Consider the following 18,857-nt stretch of genomic DNA (forward strand, 5'->3'; position numbering starts at 1 on the left):
TCAGTCTTATCTACAACCTTAAAGCAGTGCTTTTAGTAACCTGCGGCTAGCTTCCTAGTTTGCTCTTTGATTTTCATTAAGTATTACAGTGAACAATTTTTCTAGCTATTGTAACAAAAAAGTCACCCGAAGGCAACTTTTTTCGTCCATAAACTTTCAAAAGAGAATGGCTTATTCAGAGCTAAAAGCTGCTGCTTGCTGCATTTGGTAATACTTACCCTTTCTAGCCATGAGATCCTGATGATTGCCATGCTCCACGATGTCGCCATCTACCAAGACAAGAATCAAATCCGCATCCTGAATGGTTGACAAACGGTGGGCGATGATAAAGCTTGTGCGCCCCTTCATGAGTTTTGCAAAGGCATCCTGTACTAGCACTTCTGTCCGTGTATCGATGGAGGAAGTTGCCTCGTCTAAGATAAGAATCTTTGGAATAGCCAAAAAGACTCGCGCTATAGTCAAGAGCTGGGTCTGACCGACAGAGAGAGATTCTCCTGCATTTTCTAACTTGGTATCGTATCCCTGTGGCAACTGTTGGATGAAAAAATCTGCATTGGCTGCTTTGGCAGCAGCAATCACCTGCTCCCGACTGGCTTCAGGATTTCCAAAAGCAATATTGTCATGAATGGTTCCTTGCTTGAGCCAGGTTTCTTGGAGCACCATGCCAAACTGCTGTCTCAATGATACTAGGGTATAATCATAAATGGATTGCCCATCCAGCAAGATATCTCCTGAGTTAATAGGATAGAAACGCATAAGAAGATTGATAAGGGTTGATTTTCCTGCACCTGTCGGACCAACGATGGCTACCTTGCTACCAGCTGGAATATCAATAGATAAATCCTTAATCAAAATCTTTTCAGGATGGTAACCAAAAGAGACATGTTTAAAGGAAATAGCTCCCTTAACTTGGTCACTGGTCAAGACTTCCTTGCCTGTTTCAGCAACCTCAGGACTTTCTAAGACAGCATAGACGCGCTCTGCGCAAGCCAGAGCACTTTGCAACTCAGCTAGCACTGAAGAAATATCGTTAAAGGGCTTGGTATACTGTTGGACATAGTTCAAAAAAGTCACTAAACGCCCAATGGTCAAGGTTGACCCCATCATGATACGATAAGCTCCTACTCCAGCTAGAATCGCATAAATGAGCGCATTGACAAAGCGAGTCGAAGGATTGACCGTTGAAGAATAAAAGATGGCCGACTGCGAATAGCCTGCGTAGTTGTCATTAGCCTCACACAGTCTTTTGATAAACTCTACCTGAGCATTAAAAGATTGAATAATAGTCTGCTGGCTAAGCGATTCTTCAATCAACTGAGTCTGAATTCCCCTTGTCTCTGTTTGCTTCTGGAAGAGATGATAGGAGCGTTTGGCAATAAAGCGTGAAACCACCATGGAAAGTGGCGTCAACAGCAAGACTAAGAGAGTCATGAGGAGGTGAATTTGCAGCATGGCTAGAATGCTAACCAAAATCATCAAGACACCAATGAAAAATTGGTTAAAAATCATGGTCAAGCCAGCTGCTAACTGTTCGATGTCCGTGGTTACCCGACTGACCATCTCTCCACTTCCTTGCCGCTCCACAAAAGCAATCGGTAAACGATGGAGCTTATAGATGATTCGCTCTCGCAAGTCTCTGGTATAAGAGAAGATTAGGCGATTATAAAGAAGAGGATTGGCCCATTGTACCAGAGTATTTCCTATAACTACCAAGATCATCTGGAGAAAAATCTGCCAAAAAACTGGTGAAGAACCAGCCACTAGGACTTGGTCGATGACCTGCCCAATCAAGATAGGTAGGTAGATTGATAAGCCAACCTGGGTAATAGTTCCTAGAAAGGCTAGGAAAAGGAGGAAGGGATTGCTTGCTAAATCTTTTGCCAAGCGTGTGAGCGTCTGGTTTGCAGTTTGTCGTCTCATGCTAGTCCTCCTTTCCATGTTGGGATGCATTGATTTCGCGATAAACTTGACTAGATTTCATCAAGTTCTCGTGCTTGCCGATAGCTAGGAGCTCTCCTTTTTCTAAGAGGAGAATCTGGTCAGCCATCTGTAAAGTCGAGGTTCGTTGAGAGATCAAGATTAAGCTCGTATTTAGCAAATTTTCTCGGATAGCTTTCAAGAGCTTAGACTCGGTAATGGTGTCGAGGGCCGAGGTCGCATCATCTAGGATGAGAAATGGAGCTTGGCGCAAGACTGCGCGAGCAATAGACAGCCTTTGTTTTTGTCCACCTGAGAAATTTCGACCTCCTGCCTCAACAGTGGCATCCAAGAGCCCTTCCTTTTCACTAACAAAATCCTTAGCTTGCGCAATCTCCAAGGCCTGCCAGAGTTCCTGGTCAGATACTTCTTGATGTAAACCTAGAGTCAAGTTAGAACGAATGGTTCCCTTAAAGAGTTCGACTTTTTGGGGCACATAGGCAATCCAAGACCGCCACTGCTCCAAATTAAGAGGACTACGTCCATTTCGATAAAGGTCTATACTCCCCTTGTCTGCTGGATAAAGTCCAAGTAAGACTTGCACCAAGCTTGATTTACCAGAACCAGTTCCTCCGATGATACCAAGGATTTGCCCTTGCTTCATATTAAAGGAAATGTCTCTCAGAGAAGGCTGGGCCGCATCAGGATAGGTAAAGGTCAGTTCTTGAACTTGTAAAACCTGATCACTGCTAGCTTGCTTTTGTTCTAATTCTGAATGAATATCTTCTGGAGCCTCAGCAAAAACTTCCTCGATTCGCTTAGCTGAGATGTAGGACTGGTTGAGGGAATTGATCAGCATGGCTAGCTTGACCAATTCCACCAAAATCTGTAAGAGGTAATTGATAAGAGCAATGAGAGCACCTTGACTGAGCACTCCTCCTTGAATTGAAATATAGCCTTGCCAGATAATAACGAGAAGAGTTCCATTGACAATCAGATAGGTCAGAGGTGTTAATAAACTAGACCAGAAACCTGTCTTTTCTTGTAATCTAGCATAAACTTGGTTAAGGGTTTGAAAAATCTGTAACTCTCGTTTTTCTTGACCAAAAGCACGAATAACCCGCATCCCTTGCAATTGCTGGCGCGTTTCCTGAACCAGTTGGTCCGTTTTCTTTCTGAGACTACTGTAGAGAGGATTGACCAATCGAGATAACCCTACAATGACAATGGTCAAAATGGCAACCATGACTAAGAACCAGAAAGTCAACTCAGCTGAGATTCGATAAGCCATAAAAATGGCACCAAAAACGATAATGGGCGCTCGCAAAAAGAGACGCAGGAATTGATTGATACCAGTCTGAATCTGGTAGGTATCCGAAGTCAAGCGAGTGACCAAACTAGAAGTTGTCAGACGGTCTCTGCTGTCCTTGGACAAGGAAAGAATATGACGATAAAGATCGTTTGTCAATTCCTTAGCAAAGCCTACTGCTGCCTTTGCTGAGTAAAATTGAGCTATCAAGGCCACTAAAACGCCAATTACTGCAAAGATAAGGAGCAGGCCAATCTGCATCCAGAGATGACCTTGATCTCCCTGAGGTAAAGATTGGTCAACAATCCCAGCAATCACCATGGGAACCAAGAGCTCAAAAACAGCTTCTAACAGCTTGAACAAGGGGGCTAAAATTGATTCCTTGATGTAGGGTTTGAAGTAAGATAATAGGTGTTTCATAAATCCCTTCTATTCATATTCTAGAAATGAAGAAAGTGGGAAGCCCCACTCTCTGTTTTATTTGTTTAAGTAAGGCAATAGATAGCCATATCCTGCTTTTTCCATCTCATCCTTGGCCACAAAGCGTAAAGAAGCAGAATTGATACAGTAACGGAGGCCGCCTAACTCCCGCGGTCCATCTGTGAAAACATGACCCAAGTGAGCGCTGCCTGAACGAGAACGAACTTCAATTCGCTCCATTCCATGGCTCAGATCCTTGTAATAATGAATCAACTCTTTGGAAATCGGACGGCTAAAACTTGGCCAACCACAACCTGAAGCAAACTTATCCTTGGCAAAAAAGAGTGGCTCACCCGTCGTAATATCTACATAAATCCCCTCTTCAAAGGTTTGGTCATAGGCATTGGTAAATGGAGCCTCTGTAGCAGCTTCTTGTGTGACACGATAAGACTCTTCAGATAGACTGGCCTTCAACACCTCTTGACTAGGCTTTTCATAGTTTGCTGCATCAATCAATGGCTTATCAGCATCGGTCACATCGATATGACAGTAACCTGAAGGATTCTTCCTGAGATAATCTTGGTGGTAGTCTTCAGCCAGAATGTAGTGGCGTAATTGCTCCACTTCTACTGCAATCTTTCGACCCAGCATGCGTTCCTGCTCCTGTACCACTGTGTAGATAGCTGGCAAATCTGCTTCATCCTGATAATAAATCCCAGTTCGATATTGGCGACCACGGTCATTCCCTTGTTGATTGATAGATAGAGGATCGATAACTCGGAAATAATAAAGTAAAATCTCTCTGAGTGACACTTCCTTCTCATCGTAAATCACTTGGACCGTTTCTGCATGGTCTGTTTCCTTGATCAACTGGTAATTGGTCGTTTCGACTTGACCATTAGCGTAGCCAACACTGGTTTCTAGCACTCCAGAAATGCGTGAAAAATATTCCTCTAGGCCCCAAAAACAACCACCTGCTAGATAAATTTCTGCCATCTTTATTTCTCCTTTATCACGTTTTTAACTAATACTCTTCGAAAATCTCTTCAAACCACGTCAGCTCACATCTGCAACCTCAAAACAGTATTTTGAGCTAACTTCGTCAGTTCTATCCACAACCTCAAAACAGTGTTTTGAGCTGACTTCGTCAGTTCTATCCACAACCTCAAAACACTGTTTTGAGCAACCTGCGGCTAGCTTCCTAGTTTGCTCTTTGATTTTCATTGAGTATAAACTTCTTTTCACAAAAAGGATATGAAACCCTCTGGTCAAGAGTTTCCCCATCCTATCTTCTATTCTTTATTTTGCTTCTACACGGACACCTTGGGTATCAACTCTCAAGTCATGCAGTTTTCCTTTGAAAGGTTGCTTTTCCAATTCTGCCTTAATCCTTGGCATCTTGTCATGAGAAGCCAGAACCATAACTGTCGGCCCAGCACCAGAAAGGTAGGTTGCATAGGCCCCATTTTCTTTGGTCACTTGCTTAATCATCGCAAATTCTCTTACCAAGTCCTGACGATAGCGCTCATGGAAGAGGTCTCCCTCGATTGCTTGCCCAGCGGTCACCATGTCTCCTGCCAACAAGGCAGCAACCGCTACATTGGCGATAGAACTTGCAGCAACAGCTTCCTTATAAGACAATTTTTTAGGCAAGACACTACGGCTGTCGCGAGTACGTAATTCATAGTTTGGAATGTAAGCTAGAAAATCACACTCTGGAAAGTCTGCTACGATAGCAGAGACTTGCCCTTCAACAGAACTTGCAATAACGAGATTACCATAAATGGCTGGAGCCACATTATCAGGGTGTCCTTCAATCTTGGTCGCTAACTGCAATTTTTCATGATCAGACAAGTCGAGTTGCCCCAATTGGTTGGCTAGTTCAATCCCAGCCACAATAACTGAGCTGGAAGAACCCAAACCACGCGCCAAGGGAACATCACTGGTCATTTTCAAGCGTCTAGGTTTCAAATCTGGTACAATTTGCAAAGCGATTTTGAGCAAGAGATTACGCTCATCATGTGGAATCCATTTGCCAATCTGGTGTTCAATCAACCACTCATCTCCTTCTTCGCAGACCTCAATTTGAAGATACTTGGTTACAGCTACACCGACCGAGTCAAAACCTGGCCCGATATTGGCACTGGTTGCAGGTACAATAATCTTCATCTTATTCTCCTAGCACCTTGAAGGTATTCAAGAGGTCGAATTCTGAAACCTTCTTCAATTCAGCTGAGACATTTTCAAGCTGGGCTTTATTAATCTTGTGTGTGATGATAACGACACGCGCCTTGTCACCCTCTTTGCCATCTTGAAGGATTTGCTTAAAGGAAATATCTTGAGCATTGAAGATTTCAGCCAACTTCAAGACCTGACCTTTTGAGTCTGGAGCCAAGATTGAGAAATAGTAGTTTGCTTTGACATCTTCAGGATTTGCCAAGACCAAGTCACGGCTATATTCGTTGAAGTCTTTGCCAATAGTACCATCATTCAAACGACGAACGATACGGACAATATCAGCTACAACACTTGTTGCAGTTGGTTTTTGACCCGCACCTGGTCCGTAGTACATAGACTCACCAATACCGATAGATTCTACAAAGACAGCGTTCATTACGCCATTCACACTAGCAAGTGGGTGCGCTTTAGGTAGGAAGGTTGGAGTCACTTCTGCAGCAATACCTGAAGAAGTTTCCTCAATAGAACCAACCAATTTCACTACGTAACCAAGCTCTTGAGCTACAGCTACGTCTTCTGGTGTGATATTGCGGATTCCCTTGTGGGCTACATCATCAAAGGCAATCTTCATGCCAAAGGCAAATTGGCTCAAAATAACCATCTTGTAGGCTGCATCAATCCCATCTACGTCATTCGTCGGATCGCTTTCTGCAAATCCTAGACGTTGTGCTTCCGCAAGAGCATCATCGTAAGACCAGCCTTCTTCCACCATCTTGGTCACCATGAAGTTGGAAGTTCCGTTGACTACTCCAAGCACGCGCGTAATTTTATCAGAAGCCAAGGAATTTGCTAAAGTACGAAGAATTGGAATCCCACCAGCAACTGCTGCTTCGTAGTAAAGTGCTACCTTGTTAGCTTGAGCGATTTCTAGCAATTCTGCGCCATGGACAGCCAAAAGGTCCTTGTTAGCAGTAACAACGTGTTTTCCAGCTTCCAAGGCACGAGTGATAAAGGTTTTAGCAGGTTCGATACGCCCCATCAATTCCACTACGATTGTAATGTCTTGATCTGATAAAATATCATCCACATTGGTTACAAAGTTAAAGTCATTCCCTGCTGCAAGTAAGCGATTCTTTTCATCTTCATCCTTGACCAATACCTTAGCAACTTCAATCTCTGAATGTGCTGATTGATTGATTTTTTCTCCATTTTCCTTTAGGAGGAAAGGCACACCACTTGCAACGGTACCAAATCCTAGTAAAGCAATTTTAACTATCATCTTTATCTCCTCGAAATTTTCTAATATAGCCATTATAACAGAATTTTGTGAAAATTCCTATCATAGTAAATCACTATTTCAGTCTAGAAAAGAAAAAAACGAATCTGATGATTCGCTCTTCCTAAAATCTAGAAATAATTTTCCAGAAGTGATTATCCAATCTTTTGCAGATTGGTCACTGCATCGTGATTCATCAAGACTTGGCCATACTCCTGCAAGACTGAACGACTGATGTCACTATCGTCCGCAAACTCGCGCATACGGGCCAACAGCCAAGCTGGATATGGACTTGGATGATTTTCAATATCCACTAAAATGGTCAAATAATAGCGCTCATTCATCTTGTAGAGTTCAGAAGTTTCCATCTCAAAAGTCACTGTCTTAGCAAAAGCCACCAAGTCAGCCAACTTAGCAAAAGAAAGGATGTAGTAGATGTAAGGTTCTTTCTTACTCTCAGCTTCTTGTTCAGCCTGCTCCTGCTCTTCTTCCTTGGCTTCGACTTGCTCTAAAGATTGAATGGCTTCGATATCATCCTTAGTTTTGTCTGCGATGCTCTTTTCTAAGGTTTTAATAAACTCATCTGGCGACATTTGAGCCAATTCTTCCATATCTGGTAAATCCGATAAATCTTCAAAATCTAGATTTTGGTCAATCTTTGATTTGGTTACAAAGACATCAACCTTATCAGGTTTTGGAGTCACACGGAAGCTCAACATACCTGTATCTAGAAAGCTATCAGGCATCTCTAACTCATCCAAGATAGCATAAAAAAACTCTTCTGTTTTTTCTTGAGGGACAAGAAAGTCAGCAATCTCCATGCCACGATCCATCAAATCCTCTAAAGACATCGTGATTTTCAAAGTTGTATCACTAATTTGTTTCATTTTCATTGCTAGTAACCTCATACTTTCAGTTCTATCTATTATACTAGATTTTTACGATTTTATCAAAAGAAGGCTCCTCTATACGGATAGATTTTCCCTAGGGTCTTTCTATAGGAGACTCCAAGAGAAAATTTCTGCAGACAGATAGAAAAAGCCTTCAAAATCAAACTTCTTGTTCGACTTTGAAGACCTAATACATCAGAAAGCTTATAGTTTAAAGGTTGCTACACCGAGGATAGAACGATTTAAGTTTCTAAGAATTTGAAGACTTTGTTCAAATTTCTTATAACGAGTCACTCCGTACTCTTCAACAAGAAGGACTGTATCTCTTTCCAAAAGAGATGATACATCCTGTAAATCTACAAAATGCATTCCTTTTAAAGCCTCTTGACTCTGTTTCAATTTATCTAGGATAGCTTTATTTGAGCTAACGATTGTTAATTCTTGTCCAGCATTTTTGTATGACAAGACATCTGCTAGGTTAGCAATTGTTGTAATCTCTGTTACAAAATCAATTTGATACTGAGAAAAATCACCTGCTCTATTGATTGTTGGATTAAAGAGATAAATCAATACATTCCCCATCACAACCAAAATCACACAAACTACTCCAATAACAGCTAAACGGAGAATCAAGTTTTTCACATTCAATCCAAGTGCTGTCTCACCATTTGCATTCAATTCTTTAGAGTTGATGGTTTCCAATTTTTCAATTTTTACATTTGCAAAAGTGTGTTTAAATTTCTCAATCAATCCATCAATTTTTCGCTCTAACAAATCATTAGCATCTTTACTTGATGTCAAAATTTTCACACCAACCCCTGCATCGTCAATCATATAGTAGACGGTCAATTTTTTCCACCAATAATCATTCGTTGAATTTTTCAAGGTTGTTTCTGTCGTGTCTAATTCACTGGCAATTTTTTTCAACTCACTGGGTTCTACATCATTGAAAAGATAAGCTCCATTCAAATTCCCATCAATCAATTTCCCATAAAAATCACTATAACCACCAATTTGATGATTCAAAATTGTTTTAGCTGAGTCTTCTGGAGGAGTGATTTTATAGCTAAGATAAGTTGAATAACTTGTTGTATCTTTGACAGTGTTTTTATTCCTAACTGCTTTAATTGTAAATGGTACAGCAATGAGAGCAAATAAAGCGATGAGAGCTAAAATATTTGCTTTTCGTTTTTTGTAAAGATTTGCAAATAAATCAGCTACTGAATAATGTTCAAACATGATTTTTTTCTCCTTTGTTTAGTAGATACTGGTTCTCTTTTGTAAGCATTTTTGCTACAAATATAATCACAAGAACAATTCCCCAGAATTGCATTGTAAATAAATTGAAGAAACTTTCTGAAAAGCTACTTCTAGGCATAAAGAATAGATTATTCAAGATGAGTAAAGACAAGGCAAATAGGATTGTTCTTGAACGATAGGCTACTTGCAGCATGGCTATAAATAGCATACCGAGTAAGAGACTAAGTAGAAAGACTCCTATCATACCATAGTCTGTATACAACTCCATGATATAACTACTTCCGATACCATGTCCTTTTAAATATTCCTTGTTCAAAACAAGATAGGACAAATTGTGGGCATAACTATTACTATCAATAGCTAGCTCCACACTATTGGTTGTATGTTCAAAGGCTTTTCCTCCGAAAATAGCCCCCAAGCTTCCCCTTGCAAAATAATCAAGGACAGAACCAAATGTAAAATTACGGAAATCTCGGTAAGGGAGGCTACTGTTAAATAGAAAACCTCGAGCCAGAACGCCAAAACTGGTTCCTTGTTTATAGATAAAGTCAAGCAAGATATCCCAGAAACCTGTATGGGAAACCTGGACATTATCCCGTACATAATTGAGCACTCCCATTGCTAACATGAGAATAGGAGAACCTACAAAAATCGCTAACTTTTCTTTAAACCCAATCCATTTTCCTTTTTCAGTTTGCTCTCGCATAAAGTAATAAACAAAAGCAAATAAAATACTTAAAATAAAGGGATTTCGTGTCCCAATTGCCAAATGAATAGTATTAGCTGCAATAAAGGAGACAAGCACTGCTGTTGCCTGCAATTTCTTTGGCTTGGTTGCCAAATACATACACATTGCATAGACCGTAAATGTTGATAAGATATAGGTAAAATAGGGCAGTTTACTTTCAAAGTTTGCATAGTAGGCATAGTAGGAAGTCTGCAAGCGATACAGGAGCCGTTCGAATAACCGAATGAAATAGAAAGGATAGGTTAGAAGAAAAACTCCTAGTGATACAAAGCGTAACCGCTTGATATAAACCTCTTTTAGAGAATTTCCTATATTTGCTACTTTTATTTTCTTCCTAGCTATGAAGTAACGAGCCAGAATGCCTCCTATGGTCAAGCCCAGAATCGAAACCATGACAACTATAAAGGCAAAACGATAGGCTATTGGATGATAGGTATCCAAAGCACCATCCCTAAAATAATCAATGGTCGGTCTTGATACCAGAAATACAAAAATGGTTAAATAGAAAATAAAATGGATTAAGTAATACTTGATGTTATTCCAGCAGGCAATTAAGCTACTAACCAGTAAGAACAATAAAGTAGAAAGCAAGCTAACATTGTTATTATTAAACAGATATACAATTCCACTTACTAGCGTCAAAGCATAGCTGACTATGGTCAAACTAAATAACAATCGTTTTCCATCAATCACTTGCTCACCCCCGTTCTAATGTAATTTTTTAGATTTTTCAATATTTTTTAGTAATAAGAATCGATATAAGGAAATATTTATGAATAGAGCCAAAGCACTAATTCTTCTCCCCTTACGGAAAATTGGATTCCTAGAAATAGCAAGGGCATGGCCTTTTAAAAAACGATGAATCTGAGAATAGGCTTCAAACTGTTTATACTGATCATCTAGCAACATCTTATCCAGAATAAAGAAGTTAGCATAGGCCAATCTGAAAAAAGCAACCTCTTTCAAGTCAGAATAGTTTTTCACAACTTCATTGTAAAACTTTTGGTAGATATCAATATAGGCTAAATCCTTCTCTGCATAGGGTTTAGTTGTAATACTATCCCCTCTATGGAAATAGTAATAATAGGGTTTGGTATTAACAACGTACTTTTTAGCCAACTTGATTAAATCAAAATGATAATAAGCATCTTCATAAATCAATCCCTTTGGAAAGGATAGGGCAGTTGCAATCTCTCTCTTGATTAGCTTATTGCAGATTGTTCCAGGTATTTTTTCACCTATGAGGTATTCCCTCAGAAATGTTTGGGAATCACAGACAAAATAATCATCCTGATTGGCTGACTGTGGACTTTCATCATTAGCATAGACATTCATGACACCACAGCTTGAAACATCCGCATCTTCTTGAATTAATTGCTCATATAAGCTCTGAATCATTTCTGGATGGATATAATCATCTGAGTCAATAAAAATCAGATAATCTCCGTGAGCCTGCTTCATTCCATCATTTCGTGCTTGTGACAAACCTTCATTCTTTTTATGAAGCACTGACACCCTATCATCTAGTTCAGCGATTGAATCACACAAGCGACCACTTTCATCCGTTGCTCCATCATCAACAAGAATGATTTCCAGATTTTGATAAGTCTGCTTCTGAATGGAAGCTATCGATTTTTCTAGGTACTGCGCCACATTATAGACTGGCACAATGACACTAATTAATGCAGTTTCCATGCTACTCCTCTAATAGTTTTTCTACTTGTTCGATTTGTTTGGCAATTGTAAATTGTTGAATGAATTGGCTAGCCTCATTGACATCGAAGTTTGAGGTAGAGGTCATGTAGTTCGTAATTGCCTTAGCTGCCTCTTGATTGCTCTCAATGATTTGTCCAAATCGTCCTTCTTGGGATAATTCCTCAGCCCCTCCGACATCCGTAGAGACAAAAGGGATTCCAAGGCTCAAGGATTCCACATAAACACCAGGAAAACCTTCTTGTTTAGACATAGACAAGAGGATCTTCATCTGAGACAAATACTGGTATGGATTTTTTTGATAACCAAGGAAATGCACATAGTCTTCAAGCTCATACTCTTTAACTCGTTTTTTCAGTTCCTCTTCCATATCACCAGCCCCGATAAAATAGAGATGATAGTTTTTCCCCTCTTGGTGCAATAACCGTATCACTTCCACCACACGGTCAGAACCCTTATTTTCCTCAATCCGTCCGATGGTACAGATACTTTGAGGAGCAATCTCGATATCGATCTTCTCTTGAGATTTTTCTAAAATAGTCTTAAAATCATATCCATTGTAGACTGTCTGTAATTTAGAAGCATAATCTGGATAGACTTCCTTGATAGAATTGCTGGTCTTTTTTGAAATTCCTACAATGGTATTCGCAGCATCCAACTGGCGTCTATGTGATTCTCTTTTGGAGCTATCCTTAAGAAATTCTTCGATACTTCCATGAATCCAAGAGATTTTCTTGACTTCTTTTCTTTTAGAGAACAACAGTGGTGGATTCATAATGGTAAAGGAAACTTCAACATCATAGTCATCTTTTACAAGCAAGCGACGAGTCAGCCTTGGAAAATAAATTCTCATTCTCCACAAAAAAGCTCGTAACCATCTAGCTTGGCGATAATCTTGAAGAGATTTTAAAATGCCTACATGCTTGGGAACAGATTCGTATCCCTTGTCAAAGTGCTCCATTTCAAGAATATCAATATCATACTTTTCTGGATCCAGATTTGAAACAATGGTAGACAGAATCTTTTCTGCACCGCCTCCGAGAGAAAAAGACCACATAAAAAATAAGATTTTTTTCTTAGCCACCATATTCTCCCTTGTATTCTGTATAAGACTTATCCATATCAGCGATGACAGCATCATGATGCGGTAGCTGCTTGTCTGCTGGCGGAGGCGTCATATAATCTCCAAAAGCAGTGCTGAGATAAGCATCATAGCCAACTGGAATAGGCATCTCTGTTCCTTCAAATGGCAAGAAAAGATTATCTTCAAAAGATTCGATTAGGTACTTGTTTCTCATGTAGCCAGGACCTGAGCATAGTTCCGTGATTCCATCGCTCTCAGCCAAATCATACTTAGTCATTTCTTTCTCAGCTTTTTTCCAGATGCGATAACGGAGAGATTTTGGAGTCAAACCCAGTAAAATGCGACTTCCCCATTTCATGAGAGCACCATGCTTTTCTGGAATAGTTTGCGCACAAAAGAGTGAATAAATCAAGGCCCAACGAACCTGTTTTTTCCGCTCAGCTGGATCTTTCGGATAATAATCCAAAGGCAAAACATCCAAGGCCAGACCATGTGGCAAATCCAAATCCTGCTGATAAGGCTTGATACAGGTGGTTTCCTTGTCACGAATGGTAATAAAAAGATTACGATCAACAAAATCCTTGTAACTCTTTGACAAGAAATAACGTTCATCTGCATAACGAGGCCATAATTCTGCTAATTTCTCATAATCTTTACGAGGCATAAAAAAGTCTAGGTCGTCGTCCCAAGGAATAAATCCCTTGTTTCGAAGGGTACCAATAGCGCCTCCGCCACAGAGATAACAGAGCAAATCATGTTCTTTACAAAAGGCCACAAAATATTCAGCCATCTCCAGACTACGAGCCTGAATTGCTTTTAAATCAGTCATATTGTTCATTATTCTTTCTATCGTATCGTTTCATTATACCACAAACAAGGGGTGAAAATCTATTGCAGACTGTAAAAAATCAAAGCCTGACTGCTATCCAAATAGCTATCAAACTTTGATTTTTCTGTCTTATACTCTTCGAAAATCTCTTCAAACCACGTCAGCTTCACCTTGCCGTAGGTATAGGTAACTGACTTCGTCAGTCTTATCTACAACCTCAAAACTGTGTTTTTAGCAGCCTGCGGCTAGCTTCCTAGTTTGCACTTTAATTTTCATTGAGTATTATCTTATCTCAAGCCCATTTGAGCGAGCTTGGTTTGATATTTGTTTTGATCAACCAGCAAGCCCAAGCCTCCATAAACATCATAGGCATCTACCCAGTCACCCAGTTCTGGAATCGTCAATTTTTCAATACCATTTTTTGCTCCATCCAAAACAGATAAACCGTTTGTTAGGAGGAAAGTATAGGGTACGTTGGTTGAGGTCATAGCAAAAACCTTTCCAAGAGCTTCAGAACCAGTGAAAAGTTTAGTGGGATCTTTAATTTGCTCTAAAATTGCTGTTAAAACTTGTTGCTGTCTTTTTGTACGGCCGTAATCCGCCTCATCATCATCACGGAAACGAGCATAATTGAGCAGGGTCGAGCCATTCATCTGCTGTTTTCCGACTTTAATGGTTTGGGTTGGAGACTCAGTCTCGGTAGCATATAAATCATCTCCGACTGTAGCTTCTGTTAGGGGACGCCCATTCAATGTTGAAAATTGAGCATCAATCGTCACCCCATCAGGGAAAAGCGTGTCAATCGCTGTGGCAAAGGCCTGGAAATCAACCAAGGCGTAGTACTTAATGTCCAAGTCAAAATTATCTTTCAAGACTTGGCGAACCATTTCTGCCCCTTTTTGCCCCTCTTGTTCTCCTAACTCGTAGGCTACGTTTAACTTGTTATCTGTCTGTTTTCTACCATTAATCACTTGACTATAACCATCTATATAGACCAAATTATCACGCATGAAACTGACTAGCTTCATTTTCTTATCTGAGCCCCCGACATTTAATACCATAATAGAGTCAGTTCGTGTCTCAACACTATTTTGACCGATTCGACCGTCTGTCCCCATGATCAAAATATTAACTCCATCTCTAGTGTCCTGACCATTAAAGACTTGAACCTGTGCTGCCTTAGCATCAGCAGTTTTCTTTGCGCTAGCATCTTGGTAACCACGCAAAAACATGAATACCATGGCCAAAGCCACACAGACCAAAAGTGAAAAAATCACCATAAAAATTCGTTTAAGACGGAGCTTCCGTCTTTTCTTTTTTGGAGGGAAAGAGAGTGCTTGTGATTTGGATTGTGAGCGACTCCGGTTCGCATAGCTTGGTAAGTCAACCTGCTCTTCTCTTTCTTGTTCCAAGCTAGAGCTACTATTTCCCCTAGCAAGAGTTAGCTTTTCTTGCAAATAGGCAAACTCATTTTTTTCTCTCTCATTGAGATAATGAATATTTTTTAGCAAATAATCATAACGCAACTGCTCATGATGACTTAAGGGATTTTCTTTACTCATCTTCTCTCCTTTCCATGGTCTGATATTGGATAAATAGGATAGGCACCCAGAATTTTATACTGGATTCCAATCGCTTCTAATTCTTTTTGGGCAAAGTGGACCAAGTCCTTATCGGTATAATCCACATCGATAATGAAAAAGTATTCACCCAGTGCTGTCTTGAGTGGACGACTTTCAATTTTTGTCAAGTCAATTCCTCGCCAAGCAAAGGTCGACAGGGCCTTATAAAGTGCACCTGGAAGGTTGTCAGGTAATGTCAAGGCCAAACTCATCTTTTCAGTTTGTGCTTGCAAGGGAATAGAAGGCTTTTCAGCTCCTAGAACCCAGAAACGTGTGAAATTGGCTTCCATTTCCTGAATATCCTCGGCAATCAGTTCCAATCCATATTCTTCAGCAGAACTTCTAGGTGCAACTGCTGCAAAGGGCTGGTCTGGATGTTCGGAAATAAAACGGGCCGCATAAGCTGTACTAGCTGTTACCTCGATTTGAGCCTCTGGATATTGTTCATCGATGAATTTCTTTCCTTGAGCCAAGGCCTGTGGATGTGAAAAAATCTTTTCAATCTTAGTATGGCCTGGAACCACCATCAACTGCTGATGAATAGGCTGAACGATTTCTGCTACTGCTTGGATGTGAGCCTGATGAAAAAGATAGTCCAAGGTTTCATGAACACTACCCTCAATAGAGTTTTCAACTGGCACCACAGAATAGTCCACTAATCCTTGCTCATAAGCCTTGATGACATCTGTAATGTTGGCAAAAGCCTGCAATTCCTCATTAGGAAAAGCTGTCTGCACAACATGGTGTGAAAATGATCCCTTGGGACCTAGATAAGCAATTTTCATCTTAGTTCCTCTATAATTTCCTCCGGACTTAGCTTGGTCACATCCAAAATCCGACTAGCCACTTCCTCATACCAAACCTGTCTTTCTTGGAAAATAGCTGCAAGTTCTTCCTTGCTATTATTTAGAAAAAGCGGGCGCTGATTATCCTTATCAGCTGCGATACGTTGGTAGAGGGTTTCAAAATCTGCTTTCAGGTAGATGTTATCTGTATTAGTCTTGAGTAAGTCACGATTTCTCTGAGAAATAACCACTCCTCCTCCAGTTGACACGACTTGGTCTGTTTGTAGTAAATTAGCTAGGACTTCTGACTCTACCTGACGAAAGGCCGCTTCGCCCTTTTCCGCGAAAAATTCCGCAATGGACATACCTAAACGCTTCTCTATCAGAGCATCCATATCAAGGTAGTCTGGGTCTAAACCTCTTGCAATAGTCGATTTGCCAGCACCCATAAAGCCTAGTAACACCTTAGCCATGAGTCAAGTTCTCCAAATCATCAAAGAAGCTAGGATAGCTGGTATTGATGGCTTCTGCCCGATCAAGTTCCACTTCTCCATCTGCAACCAAGAGAGCTGCGATGGCTGTCATCATGCCAATTCGGTGGTCTCCAAACGTATTGACTCTAGCACCGTAAAGAGCGGATTTTCCTTTGATAATCATTCCATCTGCTGTAGGTGTGATATCTGCTCCCATACTATTCAGGGCGTCTGCCACCACCTGAATGCGGTCTGTTTCCTTGACCTTAAGTTCCTCAGCATCCTTGATAACTGTTACACCTTGGGCTTGGGTCGCAAGTAGAGCGATAATGGGCAATTCATCAATCAAACGTGGAATCAAGGCACCGCCAATCTCTGTTCCTTTCAAGTCTGAAGACTCAACAGTCAAGGTAGCAGATTTAGCGACTGGGTCAATTTCAGTCATTTCCAATTTTCCACCCATGGCGCGAATGACATCAATAATACCGGTGCGCGTTTCGTTGATACCCACATTCTGCAGCACTAGACGAGAGTTTGGAACAATCAAACCTGCGACTAACCAAAAGGCTGCACTGGAAATATCTCCTGGTACGACCACCTTCTGTCCTGTCAATTTTTGTGGCCCTTGGACTGTGATTTTCTTGCCCTCCACACTTAAATGGCCACCAAATTGTTGCAACATATCTTCAGTATGATTACGGGTGCACTCTTTTTCGATAATCACTGACTCCCCCTGAGCCTGCAAGGCCGCAAAGATCAAGGCTGACTTGACTTGGGCAGAGGCAATTGGCAACTCATACTGAATAGGTCTTAGGGTTTTCGTCCCTTTTAAGTGAAGAGGAGGCAGGTCTCGCTCAGTTTGTCCCGAAATGCTAACGCCCATTTTTTTCAGAGGAATCGTCACACGATCCATAGGACGTTTGGAAAGACTGTCGTCTCCAAACATTTCTACTTCAAAATCTGCACCTGCAAGGACACCTGAAATCAGGCGAATCGAGGTACCAGAATTTCCCATATCAAGGGCATTTTGCGGAGCTTTTAAGCCTTCCATACCCACACCTTGAATGGTAATAACCCCATCTTTGTCCTCAATTTCAACACCAAGGTCACGAAAAACCTGCATGGTCGAAAGAACGTCTTCACCTCGCAGAATATCATAAACCTTGGTCTCACCCTCAGCCAAACTTCCAAAGATAATGGAACGGTGGCTGATAGACTTGTCACCTGGAACGCGGATACTGCCATGTAAGTGGCGAATGTTTGTTTTTAGTTTCATACTGGACCTCATACTTGCAATACTTTTACCTATTTTATCATAAAAAGCCAGAAATTCCTTAAAAATTCTGACTTTAGGATAGTTCTTTTCTTATTTTAGCAATTCTGAAACTGGTTCGAAAACAATTTTTTCAATGTCAGAAAGGTAAATGGCCAATTGTTGTTGCTTGGTAAAGAATTCTGACAAGAGGCTGTTCCCTTGAATCTGTTTACCAAAGCCTTCCATTTTCGCTTGGAAGGATGCGTCTGGCATTTGCCCTGTCTGGGCTAGTCTTTGAATTTCTTCTTGGAAGGCAACATATTCTGTAAAGATTTTACTTGCCTCAGCATCTGCTGCAATCGCATCTTTAGCTGCTTTAACAGCCTTGTATTCTGGTAATTCGCGTAGACCGCGACTGAGTTCGTTTGCACTATCGTAAATATTTGACATGATTTTCTCCTTATTCATTTCTTTTTAAATTACTAGTCACTCTGTGGTCTTTATTATTGTGCAATCACTTTTATATGACCTCTTGAATGTCCATTGCTTAATTCCTTATCTGGTATATACTCTATCTTCAAAGTTCCTAAATTAGAACCTGTTTTTATTTCATTTGACATAAGATTATCAAAATAGTTCTCTATCTCATCATCAGATAAGGATGATTCAATCGATTTAACAATATCATGAAATACTTCTTTCATTCCTGCAACACCAGATTCACTATTTTCATTTGTCTGATTTATTGTTACATTGATTTTATCAGTATCATTTGCATGTAAAAGCTCCAAGTAGTATCCGTAGCTTGATGCGAAATATTTACTTTTATATTTTATTTTTATATTTCCTTTTTTGATATTTTCTAATGGGCTATTAGAATTTTGATTATAGCTATTGATAAACTCATTAATAATTCTATCGTCTACATACTTTGAATTGGTTTTCTCTTAACTTATTTCCTTGTTGGATGGTTCATTTTTTGTCTCAACACTGGCTTCTGAAGTAGTTTTCACATCTTTTTTAACAGCGTAAGCTCTAAGTAAGATAAAAGAAATAAAGATAACACCAAATATGAATTTAAGCTCTATTTTAGGCATA

General features: G+C 40.3%; 19 protein-coding genes. All 19 read right to left on the bottom strand.

All coding sequences use genetic code 11. From position 1 onward, the window contains the following. Positions 1 to 171: 171 nt before the first annotated feature. The 19 genes from HT678_RS00890 to HT678_RS00980 all read right to left on the bottom strand — a co-directional run bounded on the left by HT678_RS00890 (position 172) and on the right by HT678_RS00980 (position 18,856). A complete protein-coding gene (locus HT678_RS00890) occupies positions 172 to 1,920 on the bottom strand; it encodes an ABC transporter ATP-binding protein (RefSeq protein WP_001254298.1) in 1,749 nt (582 codons plus the stop codon). A 1-nt stretch (position 1,921) separates the two neighbouring features. After that, on the bottom strand, positions 1,922 to 3,646 hold the full coding sequence (locus tag HT678_RS00895; protein WP_023936095.1) for an ABC transporter ATP-binding protein: 1,725 nt from the start codon (positions 3,644 to 3,646) through the stop codon (positions 1,922 to 1,924). A 57-nt stretch (positions 3,647 to 3,703) separates the two neighbouring features. Then, complete coding sequence (msrB, locus tag HT678_RS00900; protein WP_000818203.1) at positions 3,704 to 4,642, bottom strand: peptide-methionine (R)-S-oxide reductase MsrB; 939 nt, start codon at positions 4,640 to 4,642, stop codon at positions 3,704 to 3,706. A 60-nt stretch (positions 4,643 to 4,702) separates the two neighbouring features. Next, positions 4,703 to 4,870, bottom strand: coding sequence for a hypothetical protein (locus tag HT678_RS11380; RefSeq protein WP_240153445.1), 168 nt, complete (start codon positions 4,868 to 4,870; stop codon positions 4,703 to 4,705). Between the two features lie 75 nt (positions 4,871 to 4,945). Next, a complete protein-coding gene (gene thrB / locus HT678_RS00910) occupies positions 4,946 to 5,815 on the bottom strand; it encodes a homoserine kinase (protein WP_050207664.1) in 870 nt (289 codons plus the stop codon). Between the two features lies 1 nt (position 5,816). Continuing rightward, positions 5,817 to 7,103, bottom strand: a complete 1,287-nt coding sequence (locus tag HT678_RS00915; protein WP_172924517.1) for a homoserine dehydrogenase — start codon at positions 7,101 to 7,103, stop codon at positions 5,817 to 5,819. Between the two features lie 152 nt (positions 7,104 to 7,255). Next, a complete protein-coding gene (mecA, locus tag HT678_RS00920) occupies positions 7,256 to 7,993 on the bottom strand; it encodes an adaptor protein MecA (RefSeq protein WP_000782675.1) in 738 nt (245 codons plus the stop codon). Positions 7,994 to 8,194: 201 nt separating this feature from the next. After that, positions 8,195 to 9,229 carry a hypothetical protein gene (locus tag HT678_RS00925; protein WP_000461506.1) on the bottom strand — a complete coding sequence of 345 codons (1,035 nt, stop codon included), beginning with the start codon at positions 9,227 to 9,229 and terminating at the stop codon, positions 8,195 to 8,197. After that, the gene (locus HT678_RS00930; protein WP_172923138.1) at positions 9,222 to 10,691 is read right to left on the bottom strand and encodes an O-antigen polysaccharide polymerase Wzy; all 1,470 of its coding nucleotides are present in this window, start codon (positions 10,689 to 10,691) and stop codon (positions 9,222 to 9,224) included. Before HT678_RS00930 ends, HT678_RS00925 begins: the two co-directional genes overlap by 8 nt. Positions 10,692 to 10,706: 15 nt before the next feature. Then, positions 10,707 to 11,693, bottom strand: coding sequence for a glycosyltransferase family 2 protein (locus HT678_RS00935; RefSeq protein ID WP_050207661.1), 987 nt, complete (start codon positions 11,691 to 11,693; stop codon positions 10,707 to 10,709). A gap of 1 nt (position 11,694) precedes the next feature. Then, complete coding sequence (locus HT678_RS00940; protein ID WP_078800192.1) at positions 11,695 to 12,798, bottom strand: glycosyltransferase; 1,104 nt, start codon at positions 12,796 to 12,798, stop codon at positions 11,695 to 11,697. Next, the gene (locus HT678_RS00945) at positions 12,788 to 13,633 is read right to left on the bottom strand and encodes a phosphorylcholine transferase LicD (RefSeq protein ID WP_078374283.1); all 846 of its coding nucleotides are present in this window, start codon (positions 13,631 to 13,633) and stop codon (positions 12,788 to 12,790) included. Before HT678_RS00945 ends, HT678_RS00940 begins: the two co-directional genes overlap by 11 nt. Positions 13,634 to 13,911: 278 nt before the next feature. Further along, positions 13,912 to 15,186 (bottom strand): polyisoprenyl-teichoic acid--peptidoglycan teichoic acid transferase Psr, encoded by a 1,275-nt coding sequence (gene psr, locus HT678_RS00950; RefSeq protein ID WP_000032344.1) that lies wholly within the window; start codon positions 15,184 to 15,186, stop codon positions 13,912 to 13,914. Beyond that, positions 15,183 to 16,031: a prephenate dehydratase gene (gene pheA, locus HT678_RS00955; RefSeq protein ID WP_000686437.1), complete on the bottom strand. Its 849-nt coding sequence runs from the start codon at positions 16,029 to 16,031 to the stop codon at positions 15,183 to 15,185. Before pheA ends, psr begins: the two co-directional genes overlap by 4 nt. After that, the gene (locus HT678_RS00960) at positions 16,028 to 16,504 is read right to left on the bottom strand and encodes a shikimate kinase (protein ID WP_001151365.1); all 477 of its coding nucleotides are present in this window, start codon (positions 16,502 to 16,504) and stop codon (positions 16,028 to 16,030) included. Before HT678_RS00960 ends, pheA begins: the two co-directional genes overlap by 4 nt. Then, complete coding sequence (gene aroA / locus HT678_RS00965; protein ID WP_000769893.1) at positions 16,497 to 17,780, bottom strand: 3-phosphoshikimate 1-carboxyvinyltransferase; 1,284 nt, start codon at positions 17,778 to 17,780, stop codon at positions 16,497 to 16,499. Before aroA ends, HT678_RS00960 begins: the two co-directional genes overlap by 8 nt. A gap of 90 nt (positions 17,781 to 17,870) precedes the next feature. Next, positions 17,871 to 18,209 carry a YlbF/YmcA family competence regulator gene (locus tag HT678_RS00970; RefSeq protein ID WP_000065969.1) on the bottom strand — a complete coding sequence of 113 codons (339 nt, stop codon included), beginning with the start codon at positions 18,207 to 18,209 and terminating at the stop codon, positions 17,871 to 17,873. Between the two features lie 53 nt (positions 18,210 to 18,262). After that, entirely contained in the window at positions 18,263 to 18,550 is a 288-nt protein-coding gene (locus HT678_RS00975) for a hypothetical protein (protein WP_000421417.1), read from the bottom strand. 156 nt (positions 18,551 to 18,706) lie between these two features. Beyond that, complete coding sequence (locus HT678_RS00980) at positions 18,707 to 18,856, bottom strand: hypothetical protein (RefSeq protein WP_001124152.1); 150 nt, start codon at positions 18,854 to 18,856, stop codon at positions 18,707 to 18,709. Position 18,857: the final 1 nt, after the last annotated feature.

This window comes from Streptococcus sp. 3167 (assembly GCF_013277175.1).
GTDB lineage: Bacteria > Bacillota > Bacilli > Lactobacillales > Streptococcaceae > Streptococcus > Streptococcus pseudopneumoniae.

Bases quoted from the DNA above. Each gene is read 5' to 3' on its own strand.
- HT678_RS11380 (WP_240153445.1), bottom strand. From the start codon at position 4,870: ATGAAAATCAAAGAGCAAACTAGGAAGCTAGCCGCAGGTTGCTCAAAA.
- HT678_RS00935 (WP_050207661.1), bottom strand. From the start codon at position 11,693: ATGGAAACTGCATTAATTAGTGTCATTGTGCCAGTCTATAATGTGGCG.
- HT678_RS00970 (WP_000065969.1), bottom strand. From the start codon at position 18,209: ATGTCAAATATTTACGATAGTGCAAACGAACTCAGTCGCGGTCTACGC.
- HT678_RS00980 (WP_001124152.1), bottom strand. From the start codon at position 18,856: ATGCCTAAAATAGAGCTTAAATTCATATTTGGTGTTATCTTTATTTCT.
- msrB (WP_000818203.1), bottom strand. From the start codon at position 4,642: ATGGCAGAAATTTATCTAGCAGGTGGTTGTTTTTGGGGCCTAGAGGAA.
- thrB (WP_050207664.1), bottom strand. From the start codon at position 5,815: ATGAAGATTATTGTACCTGCAACCAGTGCCAATATCGGGCCAGGTTTT.
- HT678_RS00890 (WP_001254298.1), bottom strand. From the start codon at position 1,920: ATGAGACGACAAACTGCAAACCAGACGCTCACACGCTTGGCAAAAGAT.
- psr (WP_000032344.1), bottom strand. From the start codon at position 15,186: ATGAGTAAAGAAAATCCCTTAAGTCATCATGAGCAGTTGCGTTATGAT.
- HT678_RS00915 (WP_172924517.1), bottom strand. From the start codon at position 7,103: ATGATAGTTAAAATTGCTTTACTAGGATTTGGTACCGTTGCAAGTGGT.
- HT678_RS00895 (WP_023936095.1), bottom strand. From the start codon at position 3,646: ATGAAACACCTATTATCTTACTTCAAACCCTACATCAAGGAATCAATT.
- HT678_RS00960 (WP_001151365.1), bottom strand. From the start codon at position 16,504: ATGGCTAAGGTGTTACTAGGCTTTATGGGTGCTGGCAAATCGACTATT.
- HT678_RS00945 (WP_078374283.1), bottom strand. From the start codon at position 13,633: ATGAACAATATGACTGATTTAAAAGCAATTCAGGCTCGTAGTCTGGAG.
- HT678_RS00925 (WP_000461506.1), bottom strand. From the start codon at position 9,229: ATGTTTGAACATTATTCAGTAGCTGATTTATTTGCAAATCTTTACAAA.
- aroA (WP_000769893.1), bottom strand. From the start codon at position 17,780: ATGAAACTAAAAACAAACATTCGCCACTTACATGGCAGTATCCGCGTT.
- pheA (WP_000686437.1), bottom strand. From the start codon at position 16,031: ATGAAAATTGCTTATCTAGGTCCCAAGGGATCATTTTCACACCATGTT.
- HT678_RS00940 (WP_078800192.1), bottom strand. From the start codon at position 12,798: ATGGTGGCTAAGAAAAAAATCTTATTTTTTATGTGGTCTTTTTCTCTC.
- mecA (WP_000782675.1), bottom strand. From the start codon at position 7,993: ATGAAAATGAAACAAATTAGTGATACAACTTTGAAAATCACGATGTCT.